19 protein-coding genes are annotated in these 19,846 nt (G+C 63.1%); 10 read left to right on the top strand and 9 right to left on the bottom strand.

Features of this window, described 5'->3' with window-relative positions; genetic code table 11:
* Positions 1–6: 6 nt before the first annotated feature.
* The gene (locus IAE77_RS07430; RefSeq protein WP_294224092.1) at positions 7–1,035 is read right to left on the bottom strand and encodes a beta-ketoacyl synthase N-terminal-like domain-containing protein; all 1,029 of its coding nucleotides are present in this window, start codon (positions 1,033–1,035) and stop codon (positions 7–9) included.
* On the bottom strand, positions 1,032–2,255 hold the full coding sequence (locus IAE77_RS07425) for a beta-ketoacyl-[acyl-carrier-protein] synthase family protein (protein ID WP_294224090.1): 1,224 nt from the start codon (positions 2,253–2,255) through the stop codon (positions 1,032–1,034). The genes IAE77_RS07430 and IAE77_RS07425 overlap by 4 nt, the downstream gene beginning before the upstream one ends.
* 145 nt (positions 2,256–2,400) lie before the next feature.
* On the opposite strand from IAE77_RS07425, the gene IAE77_RS07420 reads away from it, so the two are divergent.
* Together IAE77_RS07420 and IAE77_RS07415 are read left to right on the top strand one after the other, a co-directional pair.
* Complete coding sequence (locus tag IAE77_RS07420; RefSeq protein ID WP_294224088.1) at positions 2,401–3,570, top strand: AMP-binding protein; 1,170 nt, start codon at positions 2,401–2,403, stop codon at positions 3,568–3,570.
* Positions 3,571–3,580: 10 nt separating this feature from the next.
* The gene (locus tag IAE77_RS07415; RefSeq protein WP_294224085.1) at positions 3,581–4,249 is read left to right on the top strand and encodes a class I SAM-dependent methyltransferase; all 669 of its coding nucleotides are present in this window, start codon (positions 3,581–3,583) and stop codon (positions 4,247–4,249) included.
* Here the strand turns inward: IAE77_RS07415 and IAE77_RS07410 are convergent.
* Both IAE77_RS07410 and IAE77_RS07405 read right to left on the bottom strand, forming a co-directional pair.
* A complete protein-coding gene (locus IAE77_RS07410; protein WP_294224082.1) occupies positions 4,193–5,017 on the bottom strand; it encodes a polysaccharide deacetylase family protein in 825 nt (274 codons plus the stop codon). The genes IAE77_RS07415 and IAE77_RS07410 overlap by 57 nt on opposite strands.
* The gene (locus IAE77_RS07405) at positions 5,014–5,466 is read right to left on the bottom strand and encodes a hypothetical protein (protein WP_294224079.1); all 453 of its coding nucleotides are present in this window, start codon (positions 5,464–5,466) and stop codon (positions 5,014–5,016) included. The genes IAE77_RS07410 and IAE77_RS07405 overlap by 4 nt, the downstream gene beginning before the upstream one ends.
* 3 nt (positions 5,467–5,469) lie before the next feature.
* Here IAE77_RS07405 and IAE77_RS07400 point away from each other — a divergent pair, with 3 nt between their 5' ends.
* The gene (locus IAE77_RS07400; RefSeq protein ID WP_294224076.1) at positions 5,470–6,189 is read left to right on the top strand and encodes a hypothetical protein; all 720 of its coding nucleotides are present in this window, start codon (positions 5,470–5,472) and stop codon (positions 6,187–6,189) included.
* 2 nt (positions 6,190–6,191) lie between these two features.
* On the opposite strand, the gene IAE77_RS07395 is transcribed toward IAE77_RS07400, so the two are convergent.
* Complete coding sequence (locus tag IAE77_RS07395; protein ID WP_294224074.1) at positions 6,192–6,947, bottom strand: phosphodiester glycosidase family protein; 756 nt, start codon at positions 6,945–6,947, stop codon at positions 6,192–6,194.
* 80 nt (positions 6,948–7,027) lie between these two features.
* On the opposite strand from IAE77_RS07395, the gene aroC reads away from it, so the two are divergent.
* Positions 7,028–8,113: a chorismate synthase gene (aroC, locus tag IAE77_RS07390; protein ID WP_294224070.1), complete on the top strand. Its 1,086-nt coding sequence runs from the start codon at positions 7,028–7,030 to the stop codon at positions 8,111–8,113.
* 4 nt (positions 8,114–8,117) lie between these two features.
* On the top strand, positions 8,118–8,813 hold the full coding sequence (locus IAE77_RS07385; protein WP_294224068.1) for a hypothetical protein: 696 nt from the start codon (positions 8,118–8,120) through the stop codon (positions 8,811–8,813).
* Here the strand turns inward: IAE77_RS07385 and IAE77_RS07380 are convergent.
* From IAE77_RS07380 to IAE77_RS07365, 4 genes are all read right to left on the bottom strand, one after another.
* The gene (locus tag IAE77_RS07380; protein WP_294224065.1) at positions 8,794–10,137 is read right to left on the bottom strand and encodes a DUF1501 domain-containing protein; all 1,344 of its coding nucleotides are present in this window, start codon (positions 10,135–10,137) and stop codon (positions 8,794–8,796) included. The two genes, IAE77_RS07385 and IAE77_RS07380, sit on opposite strands and share 20 nt — an antisense overlap.
* A 127-nt stretch (positions 10,138–10,264) precedes the next feature.
* Complete coding sequence (locus tag IAE77_RS07375; protein ID WP_294224061.1) at positions 10,265–13,132, bottom strand: autotransporter-associated beta strand repeat-containing protein; 2,868 nt, start codon at positions 13,130–13,132, stop codon at positions 10,265–10,267.
* A gap of 159 nt (positions 13,133–13,291) precedes the next feature.
* Positions 13,292–14,770, bottom strand: a complete 1,479-nt coding sequence (locus tag IAE77_RS07370; protein ID WP_294224059.1) for a C39 family peptidase — start codon at positions 14,768–14,770, stop codon at positions 13,292–13,294.
* Between the two features lie 65 nt (positions 14,771–14,835).
* Entirely contained in the window at positions 14,836–16,140 is a 1,305-nt protein-coding gene (locus IAE77_RS07365) for a glucose-1-phosphate adenylyltransferase (RefSeq protein ID WP_294224056.1), read from the bottom strand.
* Between the two features lie 140 nt (positions 16,141–16,280).
* On the opposite strand from IAE77_RS07365, the gene IAE77_RS07360 reads away from it, so the two are divergent.
* The 5 genes from IAE77_RS07360 to IAE77_RS07340 all read left to right on the top strand — a co-directional run.
* Complete coding sequence (locus tag IAE77_RS07360) at positions 16,281–17,234, top strand: c-type cytochrome domain-containing protein (RefSeq protein WP_294224053.1); 954 nt, start codon at positions 16,281–16,283, stop codon at positions 17,232–17,234.
* Between the two features lie 20 nt (positions 17,235–17,254).
* Positions 17,255–17,779, top strand: coding sequence for a peroxiredoxin (locus IAE77_RS07355; RefSeq protein ID WP_294224050.1), 525 nt, complete (start codon positions 17,255–17,257; stop codon positions 17,777–17,779).
* Between the two features lie 100 nt (positions 17,780–17,879).
* The gene (locus IAE77_RS07350; RefSeq protein ID WP_294224047.1) at positions 17,880–18,317 is read left to right on the top strand and encodes a hypothetical protein; all 438 of its coding nucleotides are present in this window, start codon (positions 17,880–17,882) and stop codon (positions 18,315–18,317) included.
* A gap of 35 nt (positions 18,318–18,352) precedes the next feature.
* The gene (locus IAE77_RS07345) at positions 18,353–19,162 is read left to right on the top strand and encodes an alpha/beta hydrolase (RefSeq protein WP_294224046.1); all 810 of its coding nucleotides are present in this window, start codon (positions 18,353–18,355) and stop codon (positions 19,160–19,162) included.
* Between the two features lie 69 nt (positions 19,163–19,231).
* Positions 19,232–19,846, top strand: a 615-nt coding sequence (locus IAE77_RS07340) for a plastocyanin/azurin family copper-binding protein (RefSeq protein ID WP_294224043.1), incomplete at its 3' end; no start/stop codon positions are given.

The raw sequence follows: 19,846 nt of genomic DNA, 5'->3' as shown, positions 1-19,846 counted from the left end.
CTCCCGTCAGGCGGGCGTGATCACACAGGCGTAGGCGGCGGTGTTCGTGCCGGGCATGGAGACGACGGCCGGCCGGCGTGTGTCGCGCGTTTCCAGGACGCCCAACGCCAGATTCAGCGCTGATCCAGCGCCCATGCTTTCACCGAGGATCTTTTTCGGGCTGCGGACGGCTTGAAACGCGGTTTCGGACCACGCACAGGCTTCCGGGCGGTCGATTCGCGGGATGCCGCACTGGTCGTCGATCAAAATGGAAGCACTGTCGATCCGGGCCGTCGTCTGCCGCACCAGGTCCGGCAGCAAAGCGGTGCGTTCGTCCCAGGTGGTGTAGCACAGCGGCCCGATCACGTTTTTCACCTGCGGTCCTTCACCTTTCAGGGACAGCAGCAGCGCGGCGGCGCCTTCGGAGGCCACCAGCTTCGGATGGTAATAGGTCAGAGCCTCGGCGCTGAGCCAGTCGCACTCCTCGGCGGCGATGAGGAGGCATTCGTCCACCAAACCGGTGCGCAGCCAGCAGGCGGCGGCGTCGAAGGCCTCCATGATCGTGTTGGAACTGCCCACCAGCGTGCTCACCGCGCCATCCACGCCGAGAAATGAGGCGATGTGGGACGCAGGCGCGTTGAAGACGGTCTCCGGGAAGATCAGCGGGCTGGCCTGCGCGGGATTTTGCAGCACCTCCTGGTAAAACCGGCCCGTGTAGTTCACGCAGCCGTTCATCATCGTGAACAGGATGCCCAGACCCTTCGGAGGCGCGGCCGGATCGTGCCCTGCGTCCGTCATGGCTTCGACAGCCGCCGCGACGGAGTAGCGCGTGATGGCGCTGGCACGGCGCAGACGCGGATGACGCGCGGCCTTCTCTGGCGGCGGTGGCGGTACCAGCCGTGTGGCGCAGGGCCAGGGGCGTTCATCGCCGGGACGCACGCAGTTTGAGGTGGGCAGCGGCATGCCTTCGCGCACGACGCGGAGCAAATCAGCCCCGCTCCAGCCAGCGGCGCTCACGGCACCAACACCCCGGATGTGAATGCCTTCCACGTTCATGCGGACCTCCTTTGCATCACCAGCGTGGCGTTGGTGCCGCCAAAGCCGAAGGAGTTCGTCAGCGCATGCTCCAATGACGCGCGGCGGAATCGCTGCACGAGGTCAAACTTCACCGCAGGATCGATCTCGCGGATGTTCAGGCTCGCGGGCAGCCATTGGCCGCGCAGGGCCATGAGGCAGATCACCGCCTCCACGGCACCCGCACCACCGAGCAGATGGCCCATGGCGGACTTCGTGGAGCTGACAGGGATGTTCTTCACTGCATCACCTGCCCAGGCGGCGATGGCGGTGGCTTCGGCGACGTCGTTGAAGGGCGTTCCAGTGCCGTGGGAGTTGATGTAGCCGATTTTCTCCGGCGAAACACCTGCTTGTTCGCAGGCCCCGGTCATCGTGCGGATCGCGGCTTTGCCTTCGGGATCAGGTTGCGTGAGGTGATGCAGATCGGTGGCGGTCGCATAGCCCGTCAAATCGGCCACAGCATCGCTTTGACGCGCTTCTTCCGCTTCCAGCAGCATCACGCCCGCGCCTTCACCGAGCGCGAGACCATCCCGCTTCGCATCGAAGGGCCGCGGGATGCCGCTGGGCGCGAGAGCACGCAAGCTGTCGAACCCGGCGAACACCAGACGCGCGAGCGCATCATAACCGCCCGCCAGAACGCGTTTGCAGCGCCCGGAGCGGATCATTTCGGCCGCCCAGCCGATCGCGTTGGCCCCGGAGGCGCAGGCGTTTGACACGATGATCACCGGTCCACGCCAGCCGAACTCATCGGCGATGCTGTTCATCTGCCGCTGCGGCTGATAATGCTCCGCACGTGACAACTGCGACGGCACGCGGCCTGAATCCTGCCGTGCCTGCTCGAAGTAGGACTCGCCCAGCGGCATCGCACCGGCGGAGCTGCCGATGACCATCGCGTCGATGCCATCAAGATTCGAGCGTCCCGCCTGTGCCAGTGCCTCGCGGATCGCCAGCAGCAGCATGCGTGTGCCGCGGTCGATGTACCGCTGCTTGTGGGGCGGAGTCCGTTGAAACAAGGGCTCGTCCGGCAGATCGACGACGCCTGCGGTGCTGGCGATGAGGCCGGTGGTGTCGAAAAAATCGACCTTGCGGAAGGCCGTGCGGTCCGCGGCCAGCGAGCGCTCATTATGCGCCCACCCCAGACCCAGCGGCGAGACGATCCCTGCTCCAGTGATGGCGATGCGCTGACGAGGTGGGGAGGGCACGGAGGGGAGGCGGCGGACAGGTGAGATTCATCGCGCGCGGCGGTTGAACTGCCCACGCAAGTGTTCATTCTACGGCACGGCGCGGCAGATGGATTACGCTTCGTCGCAAGGACTGCAAATGTTTGGTGAACGTTGGGATCGCATCATGGCAGAGCGCGGCACACAGGCCGCGCTGCATCTGGCCGATGGCAAAGGGGTGACGTTTCAGCAGCTCGATGCCGATGCACGGGCGATCAAACCGGCTGGCGGGCTGATTCTGGCCCAGGGGGACGTTCCTGACATCCTGCGGGCGCTGCTGGCCGGCTTTCTCCACGGCATTCCAGTTCAGTTGGTCGAAAAGGACCGCCAGCGCCGCGTTCCGGCTGTTCCGGTGCCTCCGGGCACGGCCTTGATCAAGCAGACGGTCGGAGGCACTGGCTTGCGCCGCTGCCAGTTCTTCACCTTTGACCAAATCGCCGCCGATGTGGACCGGCTGCATAAGGCGCTGGACCTTGGTGCACGTGGCGTCGGTGTGGCGGCCATCTCGTGTGCGCACTCGTTCGGACTGACGATCACCGTGCTGCAGACGCTGCTGCACGGGGTTGCCACTTGCTTCGCGCCGCAGCCCTTCGCCCAGCCGCTGATGGAGGCGATGAAACAGCACGCACGGGTGTTTCTGCCCGGTGTTCCGGCCTTGTGGAAGGCCTGGCTCATGGGCGAGGTCGGTTTCGGCAATGTCAGCCTCGCACTTTCCGCCGGTTCGCCGCTGACGCTGGACCTGGAGCGGCTCGCTTTCGAAAAACACGGCCTGAAGATCCACAATCTGTACGGCACGAGCGAATGCGGCACGGTTTCGTGGGATGAGTCGCCCGTATTGCGAACGGACGCACGCGATGTCGGCTCGATTCTGCCCGGCGTCCAAGTGCGGAAAGAGGACGATGGCCGGCTGACGGTGATGAGCAGCTCCGTGGGACTCGGTTATGACGAAACGCTGCCGAATGAGCGCTACGGCGACGGCCTTTTCACGACCTGCGATCAAATCGAGCCCTGCGGCGGTCGTTTGTTTTTCGAGCGCAGCGTTGGCGACGGCATCAATGTGGCAGGCCGCAAGCTGAGTCCGGGCGAGATCGCCAGCAAGATCCGCCGCGCCGTGGATCTGCCTTCGTTGACGATCCGGGGCGCGACCAGCCGCGATCCGGAGCGCTGCCAGGACATCGTGGCGGAACTCGACCTGCCGCAGTCCGCGATTGATGCTGAATTCAAGACGCGGGCCTGCGCTTTGCTTGCGCCGTGGGAAGTTCCGAGGAAATGGATCGGGCGGAAAAATGACGCCTGAAGCCGCCCTCATGCCCCACATTCTGCCAGATCCTGCCTTGAAGCGCATCGCAAAGCTCAGCGTGCGGCTGTGGGACCGCTTTTATGTCCCTGCGAAGCTGGGCTCTGATCCGGTTTATGGCGCGGTGACGAAGGAGCTCGGCAGTTCGCCACTGCCGGTGCTCGACATCGGCTGCGGTCTCGGCCTGCTGGCGTTTTATCTGCGGGAGACCGGCTATGAGCACGCGATCACCGGTTTCGACTACGACGCGATGAAGATCCGCACCGCCCGGCGCATGAGCGAACGCGGCGGTTTCGCCGGTCTGAGCTTCATGACCGGCGACGCGCGGCACGGACTGCCCGAATTCGGCGGCAACGTGGTCATTCTCGACATCCTGCAGTTCTTCACGCTGCCCGAACAGGAGGCGCTGCTGCGTGCGGCGGCCGACCGTGTGGCGGCAGGCGGCAAACTGGTGATCCGAAGCTGCCTGCGGGACGATTCCAAGCGCTTCCGCAACACCGTGGCGGGCGACTGGCTGGCGAAGCTGACGCTGTGGATGAAAGCCGCGCCGGTTTGCTATCCCGACCGCGAATTGTTCGAGTCCGTGCTGAGTTCGGCCGGTTTGAACGTCCGCATCGAGCCGTTATGGGGCGCCACGCCCTTCAACAACCACCTCATCGCCGCCGAACGTGTGGGCTAGCGGCTCGGTAGATGCCAATTCGGCTTCGGCGATCATCGCAGCGACGGATTCGGCCACCTGGACGGCCACCGGGGTGGCTTCGTGGATGAGAACGATGGCTCCGGATCTCAAACGGGCACGAATGCGGTTCGTGATGAGCTCCAGATCGGTTTTGACGCCGTCGAAACCACGGGCGCTCCACATCAGGGTGCGCAGGCCCAAGGCGCGGGTGATGACGGGCACGAACATGTTGTGATGACCTGCCGGCGGGCGGAAAAAGCGCGGCGGATGGTCCGGGCAGATGGAAGTGAGCGTCTGCTGGCAGGCGCTGATCTCACGCCACAACTGGACGGGATGCAGCGACCAGAAACGGTAGGCAGGATGGGTTTGCGTGTGATTGCCGATTTCATGGCCACGGGCCACGATTTCACGCACGAGTGCGGGATGCGCGGCCGCACGGTCGCCGATGAGGAAGAAAACAGCCTTCAGGCCATGACGGTCGAGGATGTCGAGGATGGCAGGCGTGTGTTCGGGATGCGGGCCGTCGTCGATGGTGAGCAACGCATGCCTTTTGCCCGCAGGAAGTGTCGTGATCATGCGGCCGAACAGTGTGCAGCGCGGAATGATGGTGCCGACCGTCACGGTGGCGAACGCAACCGTGAAAACGGCAAGGGCGGCGAACGATTGACCGCGCCAGGCCAGAATAACTGCCAGGAGCATCGGCAGCAGCGCCACGACCATCCGCGCGTAAGCGGCACGCAGGCAACGGGCGCGGGTGGTGGCGTTCATGTGCGGTCGCGGGTGACGAGCGGTTCAAACACAAACCATTGATCCCAATGCTGGAGGAGAAACTGATGCATCACCGGCAGCCACGCGGCGCTGACTTCGGCGGCTTTCGGTTTGCGCCCTCCTTCAAAGAACGGCCGGCCGAGCTCGATTCGATAGCTGAGAAGGCCGTTGCGCGTGAGAAAGACCGGATAGCACGGCACGCCGGTGACCTCCGCCAGCACGAGCGGCCCGCGCGGGATGCGATAAGTGACGCCGTCGATCGTGCTGAGCGTAGGGGCGACATCACCGATGACGCGGTCGCCTTGCACGCAGACGACTTCGCCTGCCATGAGGCGGCGGCAGAGCTCCATGCCAAGGTGGCCTCCGGGCTCGTTGTAGTGGATGCGCAGATGCGGCTCGCGGCGTTCCTCCTCGCGCAGTTCCTGCTCGCGGAGCTGCTGCAGGCGCATCTGATGACGCATCCGGTCGGCCGGTTGATGTTTGAGAATGCGGTGCCGGACGCGGACGACACGTTCTACTACAAGAACCTGGCCTACCGCACGGACCGCGTCACCGGCAATCGTTGGATCATGGTGGGAGATGCCGCCGGGTTCATGGACCCACTCTACAGCCATGGCATCGACTTCATCGGCCACACCGTTTATGCCGCCGTGCATCTGGTCAAAAAGAACCTGGCCGGTGAGAACACGCAGGAGATCACGGACTACCTGAACATGGCCTACCCGCGCACCTGGCGGCTGTGGTTCGAGGCGCTCTACAAGGACAAGTATGCCTACCTGGGCGACGCGGAACTGATGAATGTCGCCTTCCTGCTGGATCTGGCCACGTATTTCATCGGCCCCGTGCGGCTGGTGTATTCCGATCCCGATTACGAGTGGACACGGCTGCCCTACGATGGGCCGGCAGGCTCGTTTTTCGGCTGGTTCATGGCCTTCTACAACCGCCGCCTCGTCCACCTGGCGCAGGAGCGCGTGCGCAAGGGCATCTACGGCCGCTGCAACCACGGTCATGTCTGGATGCCACGGCAGAGCTTCTCTCCAGACCAAAGCTCGCTTTTCCTGCTGTGGGACGGGCTCAAAGCCTGGCTCAAGGCCGAAGTCACCACCTGGATGGCCCCGGCTCAGTCGGCAGAAATGGCGATGATGCCGCAGGAAAAGCCGGTGCAGGCCTGACGTCATTCGGCGACGAAGAACATCGCTGCGAAGGTGTTGGAGATGAACTTTGAGTCTGGTTTCGGATCGACCACCATGGATGAGATGTCGCCATCGAGGTAAAGCGCGTCCTGGCAGCCAAGATGGAGGAAGAAACGGCTGAATTGATGGAAGGTGACGCGTCCCTTCACCGGATCATCCCGGTCACTCATGACGAAGACGATCTGACCGTCCTTCGAGCGGACGCCCACGGCATTTCGGAGGCGTTTGTTCGGCGAGTTGACCTGAAAGGCCGGATGAATCACGCCTTTGCGCAGCATCAGTGGACCGGACTGCGTGGCGATCCGCGGATTGAGACCGCTGTTCGCGAATTCAGCCGCCTCCATCACTCCAGGGCCGGCTTGATCGTCGAGGTAGAAGACGCCGTTGGGTTTGAGGAAGAAGTTGCCTTCGCCGTTCTTCAAATTGAGCGGGACCAGCTCGCGTCCAGCGCAGATCGTCAGTCCGCAGGGTTTGGGACCGCGTTCGTAGATGCCAGCATTGGTGGCGAAGATGATTTTCTTGTTCTGTGCCGCCAGATGCTGACGCAGGCCGTTGAAATCGCCGAGCGGTTTGCCTTCAGCACCGGTCCAGGCCAGCTCCAGCCGCTGCCAGTCCGCCTTGTCCACGCGGTAGAGGTGATAACGCGCGCCTTCGTGGTCGATCGTCTCCGCACCGTGCAGATGGGAGGTGATCGAGGCGCAGCCAAAGGCCGCGAGAAGCCAGCGCGGGAGTCTCATGTCGTGATTTCACCGCAGTTTGGTTGTGGGAACAACTTTGAACTTTGAACTTTAAACTTTGAACCCATAGATGAGCGCCTATGGCGAGTAATTTCGGCACACTCTTCCGCATCAGCACCTGGGGCGAATCGCATGGCCCGGGCGTCGGCGTCGTCGTGGACGGCTGCCCGCCGCGCATTCCGCTCTCGGTGGAGGACATCCAGCACGAGCTGAACCGCCGCCGCCCCGGTCAGAGTAAGATCGTGACGCCACGCAAAGAAGACGACACCGCCGAAATCCTGTCTGGCGTGCTCGATGGACAGACGCTCGGCACGCCGATTGGCCTTTTCGTGCGCAACACCGACCAGCGCCCGTCCGCCTACACGGAAATGCAGCAGGCGTATCGCCCCAGCCACGCGGACTACACGTATGATGCCAAATACGGCATCCGCGCGGTGTCCGGCGGCGGCAGATCGAGTGCGCGCGAAACCATCGGCCGCGTCGCTGCCGGAGCTATCGCCCGGAAGATGCTGCAGCACTCGCTCGGCGGCTACGAATGCCTCGCCTACGTCAAAACGGTGCAGAATCTGCACGCGGAGGTGCCGACCGGGGCTGCGTTGAACTCCGAAGTGATCGAATCGAACATCGTCCGCACCTGCGATCCCGTGGCGGCGGAGAAAATGATCGAGCTGATCGAAGCCATGCGCAAAGAGGGCAACAGCGTCGGCGGGGTGATCGAGTGCGTCGTGCGTGGCGTGCCTCCAGGGCTCGGCGAGCCGGTTTTCGACAAGCTGGAGGCCGATCTGGCCAAGGCGATGCTCAGTCTGCCTGCGACGAAGGGTTTTGAAATCGGCAGCGGCTTCGGCGGCACCACGATGACTGGTCTGGAGCACAACGACGAGTTCTTCATGGACGGAGAAAATGTCCGTACGCGCACCAACCGTAGCGGCGGCATCCAGGGCGGCATCAGCAATGGCGAGGAAATCGTTTTCCGCGTCGCCTTCAAACCGACCGCGACGGTGCTGCGCGAGCAAAAGACCGTCACGAACACCGGCGAGGACACGACTCTATCCGCCCGCGGCCGTCACGATCCGTGCGTGCTGCCACGCGCTGTGCCGATGGTCGAGGCGATGGTGCATCTCGTGCTGGCCGATCACTTCCTGCGCCAGCGGGCGATGCGAGGCTGATGCCATGCGCTGGCTGGCCCTGTTTTCCCTCTTGGCGGCCAGTTTGACCGCTCATGGCGAGCCATTGCCGAAGATCAGGGTGGGAGGAAGCGGTCGAACGGTCAAGATTTCGATGACGCCTTGGTATTCGGGCTTCATTTCGACCTCCCAGGCCTTTCTCACCGGCACGGTGATTGAGATCTCGTCGGATGTGCAGGTGTCGCCGCAACAGACGTGGCTTTCGGAGTCATGCACCGTGCGTGTGGAGCATGCGTTCGGCCGCATGACGCAGATCGAAGGCATCGCGACGGCCAAACTGACGGCAGGCTACGAAAGCTCGCCCTACGAGCCGGTTGATCCGCAGTGGGGAAGGCTGCGCCACCTACAGAAAGGGCGGCACGTTTTGGTGCTGCTGCACGAATACGAGGGCGATCCCTGCTTCGGTGCCGATGCCCTGATCGAGTTCGATCAGCAGATCCAGGATCTACCACGCATCCTGCGGCGCACAGGGTTCAATCCGGCGTTGTTCACGAGATCCGATCTCGCGGTGGTCAAATCGGCCAGCCCGTTGCTTTACGAACAACTGGCCGTGGAAGCAGAAGTCAGAGGCGAAATCGAAAACGACACCGCCACCGAGCTCAATGAACTGGTGGCGGGCTGTGTGGGGGGCGTTTTGCTCTTGTTGCTGGTCGCCGATCTGGTCAGGCGATCAACTCGTTGATCAGACGGCCGCCGTTGACGATGTCCACGGGACGCACGTTTTCGACGACGATGCGCTTGCTGGCGTTGATGCCGAGGAGGCGGTACATCGTGCGGGCGAGGTCTTCGGGGCCGACGGGATTCTCATCGGGTTCGCCACCGAGGGCGTCGGACTTGCCATAGACGAAGCCTTTCTTCACGCCGCCGCCAGCCATCGCCACGGAGAAGACGCGCGGGTAGTGGTCGCGACCGTTGGTGGAGTTGATCTTCGGCGTGCGGCCGAACTCGGAGCTGACGAGCACGAGCGTGGAATCCAGCATGCCGCGTTCTTCGAGATCGCGGATCAGGCGGGCAAAGGCCTGGTCGAACTGAGTGGCCTGGCCTTCGAAGGCCCCCTTGATGTTCGAGTGGTGGTCCCAACTGCCGAAATTGACGGACACCATGCGCACACCGGCCTCGACGAGGCGGCGGGAGAGCAGGAAGCGCTGACCGGCGGCGTTGCGGCCGTATTCATCACGCAGTTTGGCGGGTTCGGCGGCGAGATCGAAGGCCTCGCGTGCCTTCTGGCTGCTGATGAGGTTGTAGGCGGCGTTGTAGAACTTGTCCATGGCGGCGAGTCCATCGGACTTCTCCGTGCTGCGGAAATGCTCGTCCACCGCGCCGAGGAGACTGCGGCGGCGGTCGAAGCGCTTCTGGTCGATGTCCTTCGGCGAGGCGAGATCGCGCACGGTGAAGTTGCCATCCGCCGGATCACTGCCGAGCGCAAAGGGACCAAAGGCGCTGCTCATGTAGCCGCTGCCCTGTTCCGGGGCGAAGACGCTCGGAATGGCGACGTAGGGCGGCAGATTGTTCCGCGAACCCTGCTCATGGGAGATGATGGAGCCGAAGCTGGGGAATTTGATGGCCGGGCTGGGACGATAGCCGGTGAACATGTTGTGCGTGCCACGTTCATGGGCGGCCTCGCCATGGGTCATCGAGCGGATGATGCTGATCTTGTCGAGGATCTTCGCGATGTTCGCGAATTTCTCGCCCACATACTCGCCGGTGACCCCCTTGATGGGGCTGAACGGGCCACGATAGTCTGGCGAGGCAAAGGGCTTCGGGTCCCAGGACTCATGCTGGGCCATGCCGCCGGGCAGGTAGATGTGAATGATCGAAGTGGCGACGGCTTTGTAGCTTTCGACGGCGGGCATGGCCAGCGTCTGCTCGGCGGCCTGCAGCTTCAGCATTTGAGGCAAAGTGATGCCGAGACCGGCCAGGGCACCCACTTGGAGGAAGTCGCGACGGCTCTGGGAAGCGGCGAAGGGGTTGTGGTGATTGCCGGAGCAGAGGGGATGCATTTTCATGGGTCGATTCGGGGAATTGGCCCGAATCTACGACATCCTGAGAAGGCTGTTGCCCCGTGGAGTCACTCTGACAAACGCGGAACACTGAATCGCAATCCTGGCGGTTCTGGCAGCAGGCGATGGACACTCAGAGGCACCGACGGCGGCCGCGGCGGGTGGCCAGACCCGCCAGGCCTGCGAAAATCAAGACAGCCCGCGAAGGCTCGGGGACGACGGTGATGACGCCGTCGTTGTTGAAGGTGCTGGTGTCCCAAAACCACCCGTGGCTGCTGATGTCGGCCGCGCTGAAGTCGAGTTTGCTCACGAGGTCGGTGTCGCCAGTCAGGGTGACCCAGTCGAGCAGGTCAAAACTCTGACCGAAGGCAGGCGTGGCATGAAGCACCACCTTGAGTTTGGCAGTTGAATCGAGGCTAAGAGAGCTGGAGGTGCCGACGATGACGCGATCATGCGTCCCGGAGCCGAAAAGGTTGAAGGTGGCCTCAGAGCCGGCCGCAAGTACCAGACCGCCATCGAGCCGCAGTTCACTGGCGGCATTCCGCACGGCTCCGGGTGACACAAATCCGCCGCTTTGCACGGACACGACTCCGGTGACGGCACCGAAACCGGCCAGCGTGGCCCCGCTTTCGACCACGACGCCGCCTGAACCGCCCGCCGTGCCATCCGGCTGCGCGGGTGTGAAGAGCAGCGTGCCTTGTTTGACCGTGGTGCCGCCGGCGTAGTTGTTGTTCGCGCCTCTCATCTCCAGCACGCCGGTTCCTGCCTTGATCACACCGCCCGCACCGGTGACGGTGCCGAGAATGACGCTGTGGTAGGTTCCGGTGTTGATGGTGGTGGAGGTGTTCACGGTGACGGTGCGGGTGGCCGCCAGCTCGATGTTGTCCGCGCCGAAGTGCAAACCGTTGCCGGTGAGGGCCGTGGTGTTGTTATTGTTGAGGTAGAGCCCGTTGCTGGGATCACCGAGCGATCCGTCGCCATAGATGACGAGGCCGCCGCGATTGAGCACGATGTTGGAGGCGATGAAGGTGTTGCCGGTGTTGGTGAGATGCAGCCGCCCCTGACCGGTGGCGGACTCGTTGTCCACCCAGAGCTCCGAGGCGCTGTTTCCACCGGAGATCTGCCCGGAAAGGGTGGCATTGAAGGTGGCGGAGGCGTCGGTGGTGAACCGTGTGGCGGCATTGGCGGTGCTGCTCTGGAGCACGATGTCGCTGGAAAGCGTGCCGCTGCCCGCGCCCGCGTCGAAATACAACGCGGTGACCGGTGCGTTGTTCTGCATCGTGATGGTGGGGCCGAAGGCCTGATACGCGGCGGAGCCGTTGAGGCGAAACGCTCCGTTCGTGCTCGAGTTCGGGCCGGTCACGATCACAGTGCCGCCGACGTTGTTCGCGGCGGTCAGGGTGGCCTGCCCGGCGCCTTCCTTGATCATGAGGCCCGCACCCAGGTCGATGGGGTCCAGCACCTCGTGGTTGGTGGAGCCGCCAAAGGTGAGGTTTTTGCCTGCCGAAGTGACCGCATTCCCTGAGGCGACGTTCAGACGCAGTGTGATGGTGGAACCCGTGGTCTGGGAGACGAGCAGAGCGTCATCTCCGAGCACGAGCGGGGCTGAAATGGTGAAAATCTGCGACGACGAGGGTGCGCCGTTCACCACGAGGCCGCTGTTCAGCGTCAGCGTGGAGGTGCCCGAGATGTTGAAGCTCGTGTCACGGTTGATCATCACGAGTCCGGCGACCTGCGGCGCGTCGATGACCACGCCGGAGCCGTCCGGGCCGATGGCGACATCCGTGCCTGCCGTAGGGACGACATCGCCGGCCCAATTGGCCGCCGTGCTCCAGGCGGTGTCAGCGCCACCCGCGTCCCATGAGCCTGCGGTGCTACCGCCAGCCATCAGGATGAAACTGAGGGTGTCCTCACCACTGGTGTTGTCCTGGAGTCCGCCGAGCGGCGCGGGCAGGTCCCGCTGTTCCAGATTCCAGCCGCCGAAATCAGCCTCGTAGAGGAAGATGTTGTCCTGGGCGACGCCAGCCCACTCCGAGCTCAGGAGCAAAACGGCCTGGGCGGGATCGATCCCAGGCGCGAGCAGACGATATTTGCCGACGGCCGTGCGGGTGATGACGTAGTTCCCCGCCGTGACGTCACGCGTGAGGTTGCCGTTCAGGCGTCCCATGGCGTGGATGCCGGGATTGGCACCGGTGACCACGGCAGTCTTCGGGATGTAGGCAAAGGCGAGGCCGTCCGCCTCGGTGCTGGTGGTGTTCGAGCCGTTGTCCTTCACGAAGATGCTCCAGGTGCCGTCGGCGTTGGCCCGCGACAGGGCGAAGTTGTCCTCGTTCTTGCCGCCACTGACGAGGAGGATGCCATCGGTCTGGCTGTTGATGCCGCTGAGATTGAGTTCGTACTGGCCGGTGGCGCCAGGATCGTAAAGCACGTCCGGACCTGCGGCCGTGGTGCTCAGGGTGAGGCCCGGACTGGCGGCCAGCGAGGTCAGAACGCCGCCGTTGACCGAATTGATGGCGTGACCGCCGATCCAGCCATCGGCATACGGAAACCAGGCGACGGCCAGGTTCACATTGAACTCGTCGCCGCCGGGGGAGGTATGCACGGGAATGAAGTAGCCGCTGGCATTGTCCGTGGCCGAGGTGGCGAACTGAGGCCCGATCGTGTCTCCAAAGGCGGTGTTGTCCCGGTAGATCTGCGACACGTTCGTCAGCATGATGCCGAGGGCACGGTCATTGGCCGCCGTGCTGCTGAAGCGCACATTGAAGTCCCCACGGTTGGAGCCGCTTCGCACGGCCAGATTACCGAGGCTGGTGACGCCGTCGGCTGACAGGGCGGCCTGGCCGTAGGCCAAGGTGACGGTGACGGAGGCCGTGGTGTTGGCCGCATCGTTCTGCTGCACGGTCAGATTGCCGAAGGTGGGGCTGGGGATGCCCTGCGCCCGGGCAGGATGACAGATGATGAAGGCAAAGGCAGTGGCGAGCAGAAGACGTGCGTTCAACATGCGAAGGGAGGGGTTCCCTTCGCCATGGCCGCATTTCACCCGCCATCTCAATCAAGCGACTGAGAAGCTTTCGTCACGCGGGCCTGCTGTGTGACAAATCAGCCACTCTCACTGGCGTTCATGCCGGATGCGCAACAACGGAGCGGCCTGTGATCCAGATCAGAAGCCGATCACGTAAAAGCGGTCGTCGGAGACCTGCTGGGCTTCAGGGAGCGTGATCCAGCGCTCCTTGTAGTTCTCGCCCCAACTGTCGCTGAAGGCGATCTCGTTGGTGTCCTTGTTGTAGCCCATGATGAGGACGACGTGGCGTGTGTCCTTGTCCTTCGGCAGGGAATTGGTGGCGGATTCCTGGGTGACCTTGGCCTTCCAGGAGGCCCATTCGGTGACGTCTCGGCGCTCCTTGGTGCGCTTGTTGGCGGTGTCGTTGAATCCCTTGGTGCTGCACAGGCACCACATCACGGGCACGCCGCGGTCGATGTATTTTTGCAGCTCCTTGAGCTTCAATTCGCCGGTCCACGCATCGAAAGAGCGGCGCTTGCTGCGGATCTGGCCCGCCATGCCCTCCAGGAGCATGGTGACGCTGGTGCCGCCGCCGAAGCCGGTCTGTCCGGCGTTGGCCAGGATGTACATGTCCGCCGGGACGCCGAGGTGACGCATGGCACGCTCGGCGGTGGCGGGTGCGCAATAACCTTTCGGCCCTTGATCGACCATCGGGATGTCGCCGATCACGATGTCGCCATTCGGACGCTTCTCGAGGTTGGCCAGCGCACGCTCCTTGATGACCTTGTCGGTGATGTCCTCGACCTTGCCACCGGCGTCTGCAAAGGCGGTGGTGACGATCTGCACGCCGACGTATTCGCCTTCAGCCTCGGCCAGAAGAATGGAGTGCCCGCGCCAGTCCCAGCGCTGCATGTTCATGCGTCCGGCCTTGCCTTCGCCGAAGCGTTCCTTCTGCGGAGCGCCGAGCACCTTCGAAATGGATGCCGCGATGGCTTCCAGATCCTTGTCCATGGCCTTCTTGACGATCTGGGCGGCCTGGGCGGGCGGTGTGTCCTTGTCGAAGTGCATCTCGCCGCCGCCCTTGGCGCTGAACAGGTCGCCCTTGTTCGCGAAGACGAGGGAGAAGCTCGTGACCTTGTCGTTCTCCGCATACATGGCCACGGAATACGGGTGTGCGCCGAACATGAGGTAGTCGTCCTTGGTGTAGGAGCGATAGCTGCTGCCGGTCTTCGTCTTCGATTCGGCGGGGATGCCGAGTTTCGTGGCGATTTCATCCGCCGAGGAGGTCCAAAGCACGGAGTCGCTGAACAGCGGCTGGCCGATGGCCTCGTTCACTGCGTCGGGAGCCAGTTTGTCGTTCGGGCCGGGCTTGAAGGTGAACTTTGTAGCCGCAGCGGCCGGGGCCGGGGCTGGCGTGGCCTTGATGTATTGCTGGTCCGCCGCGGAAAGGGAGGTGATCGGGAAGGTGTAGCGCTGCCCGGTGGCCAGCTCCATGGTCACATTGGCTCCTTCGACGCCGACGAGCTTCGCCTGAATCGATTTCCCGGCGGAATTGGTGAACGTGCGCAGCTCGGCGGAGTGCGCGTTTAGTTGGAAGGCGAAAAGAACTACAAAGGCGGCGTTGAGTGCGGGCTTCATGGAAGGCGGCACTTTAACGCAAGGGCCGTCCGGAGAGTTAGCACTTTTTGCAACCGGTCAGCAGGTCAGATCCACGTGCCGGCCGGGATGACTGCATCCTTCGGGATGCAGACGATGCCGTCGCGGATGTAGAAGTTGTCGCCATCCATCTCCTGGGGCTTGCCCTCGGGCGTGATGACCACGTTGTCGCCGATGTGGACATTTTTGTCGATGATCGCGCGTTCGATGCGGCAGTTGCGGCCGATTCCGGGCGCGGAGCGCTTGGGATCGGTGCCGGCAGCCCCGGCGTAAAAATCAGCGCCCATGATGATGCTCTCACGGATGGTCGTTCCGGCTTCAATCTGCGAACGGACACCAATGACGGCGGTCTCGATGTGCGCGTCGGTGAGGATGCAGCCGTCGGCCAGCAAGGCCTCGCGAATGGTGCCGCCGTTGATCTTCGTGGCCGGCAGGGCGCGGGTGTGGGAGAAGATGGGGGCCACGGAGTCGAAGAAGTCGAACTGCGGCACCAGTTTGCACAGGTCCAGGTTCGCCTGGAAGAAGGAGCGGATGGTGCCGATGTCCTCCCAGTAGCCCTGGAAGTTGTAGGCATGCACACGGCGGTCCTTGATCGCCGTGGGAATGATGTGCTTGCCGAAGTCGTTGTGGTTGTTGTCCAGGCAGTCGATCAGCACCTGGCGGTTGAAAAGGTAGATGCCCATGGAGGCCTCGAACCGCGGTTCGTCGGTCGGCATGCCCATCTTCGCCAGCGTCTCCTTCGGCATGTTGAGCTTGTCGAGGATCTCCGGGTCCTTCGGCTTCTCCACGAACTCGTAAATGCGGCCGCTTTCATCGGAATGCATGATGCCGAACGCGGTGGCATCGCGAGCGTTGACCGGCAGCGTGGCGATGGTCAGATCGGCTTCGTTGGCCAGGTGCTGGCGCATCAGCTTGCGGAAGTCCATGCGGTAGAGCTGGTCGCCGCTGAGGATGAGGAAGTAATCATGCCCGCCCTCAAGGAAGTAGCGCAGGTTCTGCCGCACGGCGTCCGCGGTGCCCTGATACCAGCGCTCGCCCTCGGGCGTCTGCTGCGCGGCCAGCACCTCGACAAAGCCACGGGTGAACTGGTCGAAACGATAGGTGCGGGAGAGATGGCGGTTGAGCGAGGCGCTGTTGTATTGCGTGAGCACATACACCTGACGCAGGCCGGAGTTGATGCAGTTGCTGATGGGAATATCGACCAGGCGGTACTTGCCGGCGAGAGGCACGGCAGGCTTCGCACGATCCTTGGTCAGCGGGAACAGCCGCGTGCCCGCGCCGCCACCCATGACGATGGCCAAGGTGCTGCGACGGAGGAGCGAATCGGCTTCGATTTGGACGGAGGTGGGCATACGGATGAGGGGTTGGTTACCACGTGCTATTTCTCTGAAACAAGGCAGGGAGGCAAGCGTTATCCCTGCCCCGATTTGGCGGGCAGACGCGCCCCGCATTGTTCACCAACCGTCTTCTCCCAAACCTTATGTCAAAAACCGTGTTTCGCTTAGCTGCTTTTGTCTTCACCGGCCTTGCCGCGACCTCCGCCACTGCGGCGGTGAACTTCGAAAAAGAAGTCCTGCCCTTCATCACCAAGAAGTGCGTGGACTGCCACAAGGCCCCCTACACGGAGAACGGGCAGAAAAAAGAACCGAAAGCCGGTCTGCGCCTCGACGCCTCCTGGGCCATCATCAAGGGCAGCGAAAATGGTCCCGTCCTCACCGCCGGCGCTCCTGACAAGAGCAGCATCTATGAGTCCGTGATCCTGCCAAAGGACGATGACGCCCACATGCCCTCCAAGGGCGAGGATTTGACGAAGGAGGAGATCGCCCTGCTGAAGAAGTGGATCGAGGAAGGCGCGAACTTCGGCGGCTGGATCGGCAGCACCGAAGGCATGCCCGCCGGGGCGCAGACCGAGGCGACGAAGCCCTTCAAACCGCGGGCGCATGACCTCTTCTTCGCAGCCCTCGAAAAGGAGGTGAAGCCCGTGGCTGACGCTGATCTCGAAAAAGCCAAGGCCGCCGGAGCGCAAGTCGCCCCGGTGAAGATCGAAAGCCCGCTGCTGCGCGTCGATTTCCTCACCGGTGTCTCGAAGTGCGATGACAGCAAGGTCGCCGGCATCCTGCCGATCAAGGAAAACATCGTGCAGCTCGATCTCGGCCGCACCGTGATCACCGACGCCGGACTGAAGATGGTGGCGCAGCTTCCGCGCCTCGTTTCGCTCGACCTGCGCCAGACCAAGGTCACGGATGCAGGGCTGGAGGCTCTGACAGGACTCAAGAAGCTCGAAACCCTCAACCTCTACGGCACCGAAGTCACTGACGCCGGCCTCAAGCACCTCGCGAAGATCAAGAGCCTCAAAAATGTCTATCTTTGGCAGTCCAAGGCCACGAAAGCCGGCGTAAAACAGCTCGCCTCCGCCATTCCCGGCCTGAAAGCCAGCATCGAATAACCCCAACGCCTCGTATCCCCATGAAAACGCGCCTGCTCATGCTCACCGCCCTGTTCAACGCCCTCTTCGGACTCGCCCATGCAGGCGAAGGTGAAAAGGTCAGCTACGACGCCCCTGCGGTGTCCGGCATCAATCAGGACGGAGAGACGGTCAACTTCGCCGATGTTTACAAGAAAGGCCCGACCGTGGTCTTCTTCTACCCCAAGGCTGACACTCCAGGCTGCACGAAGCAGGCCTGCTCCCTGCGAGATGCTTTCGCGGATCTGAGCAAGCATGGCGTGCAGGTGCTGGGCGTGTCTTTTGACAAGCCGGAGGCGCAGAAGGCCTTCAAGGGCAAGTTCACGCTGCCTTATGACCTGATCGCCGACCCCGAAGGCAAGATCGTGGAAGCCTTCAAGGTCGAGAAGATGCTGAAGGGCATCATCCCGCTCGCCAAACGGAGCTGCTTCCTCATCAAGGACGGCAAGGTCGTCTGGCAGGACTACGCGGCCAGCACTGACAAGCAGGCGGAGGACATCAAGCGTGTCCTCGCGGAAACAAAGTAAGCCTCCAGCGCAACAATCCACCCATGGCCGGGAGCTGAAATCAGCTCCCGGCCTTTTTTGTGATCGCCTGCCGCCTGGATTCCTGCCTAAACTCCGCCCCGTGAGCTCCTCCATCCATCCGATCTTTGTCGTGGCCGCCCTGGGCGTCGTCGCGTCGATCATCCTGCTCGTCACTGTTTTCAAAGTCCGCAGCAAGGGCCTCAAAGTGATCCTGGCCTTTCTGGCTGTGCTCACGTTGGCACCGCTGGGGCTGGTGGTGCTCGCCCTTTACCCAGAGTGGCTGGACGCCCGCATTCGCAGCTACAAGACCTTTTACGAGGACATCCAGCTCGGCATGACGCGGGACGAGGTCATGAGCGTTCAGGCGAAGGTTTACCCTGAAGGCAGCCTCCGCGTGAAGCCGCGCCTCATCGTCGATGAAGCCGATCACCTGACCTTTTTCATGCATCCGGAAACTTCCGCTGAACCGGACTGCGAGGCGATCATCCTGGCCCTCAAGGAGGGCAAAGTGGCCTCCAAGACCTACTCGCCCGACTGACGGCCATGTCTGTGTGGAAACGTTTGTTACGACTCGTGGCGATCGCCGCCCTCACCCCCGTGATTTTCCTGCTCGGCTGCCAGTCACGACTCATCTATCACCCGGCTGCGTATGGACCTGAACCACAGGCCATGCTGCGTGAAGCCAGGGGCGTGCGACTGGCCTTCGAGAGTTCGCAGGGGCGTCAGACCGCCTTCTACATTCCACCACGGGACGCTCCAGCCGGCCTTCCGCAGGCGATATGGGTTTGTTTCGGCGGAAACGCCGCCCTGGCGCTCGACTGGCTCCACCTCACCGATGTGTGGGACGATCGTTTCGCTTATCTGCTGGTCGATTATCCCGGCTACGGCTTGTGCGAAGGAAATGCGAGTCCACACAGCATCCGTGAAACGGGAAAAGCAGCCGTCACAGCACTGGCAGCCCATCTGGGCGCCACGACGGCCGATTTGCAGCCGCGAATCGCGGTGCTCGGCCATTCACTCGGCTGTGCGGCGGCCCTCATGCTCGCGGAAGACCTGGACGTGTGCCGCGGAGTGCTCGTCTCTCCCTTCACCACAATGACAGAAATGGGCCGCATCGTCCTCGGCTGGCCTTTGTGCCATCTGAACCTGCATCGCTTCGACAATCGCAGGCCCCTGGCCCGCTTCGCCCGTGCGGAGGGCGCCCGGATTGTCATTTTTCACGGAGCGCAGGACGAAATCATCCCGGTGGCAATGGGTCGTGAACTGGCCGCAGCCTGCCCGGGAGTGGCGCAGTTTCATGAGATCGCCGGAGCGCACCATAACGACATCCTCGGCCGGATCGACGCCAGGATCGGAGAAGCGATGACGGCCCTGGTCCCCTGAGGCACGCAGCGTTTGCTTTCACACCGTGCTGTGCTCTGATGCCCGCTCAAATTCCCCTCTTCACAAGTCATGTCCGCGCACTCCTCATCCCCGGCCCAATCGTCCTCCATCTGGTCTGTTCTCAACGCCATCATCGGCACAGTCATCGGAGGCACGGTGCTTCTCTGGGTGCTGGCCTTCGTCTGGCAGGGTTTGTCCTCCCTGCGCCCGACCCCGAAGGCTGACGCGGCACCTGCGGCCCCGGCCGCCGCGACTCCGGCAGCCCCTGCGGCGGCAGCTCCTGCCGCCCCCGCGCCAGCCGCAGCCGGTCCGTCCCTCGAAGTCACCATCAAGCCCGACCCGGCCAATCCGCTGGCTTACGACACGAAGACCATCAGCGCCAAGGCTGGCCAGACGATCAAGCTCACCTTCAACAACACCCACCCCACCCTGCCGCAGCCGCACAACTTCGTCCTCGGCAAGCTTGGCATGGACAAAGGCAAGATGCTCGGCATCGCCATGGCGGCCATGACGCTCGTGGACAAAGGCTACATCCCTGAGTCCGCCGACATCCTCGCCAACACCAAGCTGCTGCAGCCCGGCCAGAGCGAGACCATCGAGTTCACCCTGCCTTCCGCCGGCGAATACCATTACATCTGCACCTTCCCCGGCCACGGTGCGATCATGAACGGCGTCATCACCGCC

This window comes from Prosthecobacter sp., assembly GCF_014879935.1.
In the GTDB taxonomy this organism is placed as follows: Bacteria; Verrucomicrobiota; Verrucomicrobiia; order Verrucomicrobiales; family Verrucomicrobiaceae; genus Prosthecobacter.
This window is presented reverse-complemented; position numbering and strand designations above follow the sequence as displayed.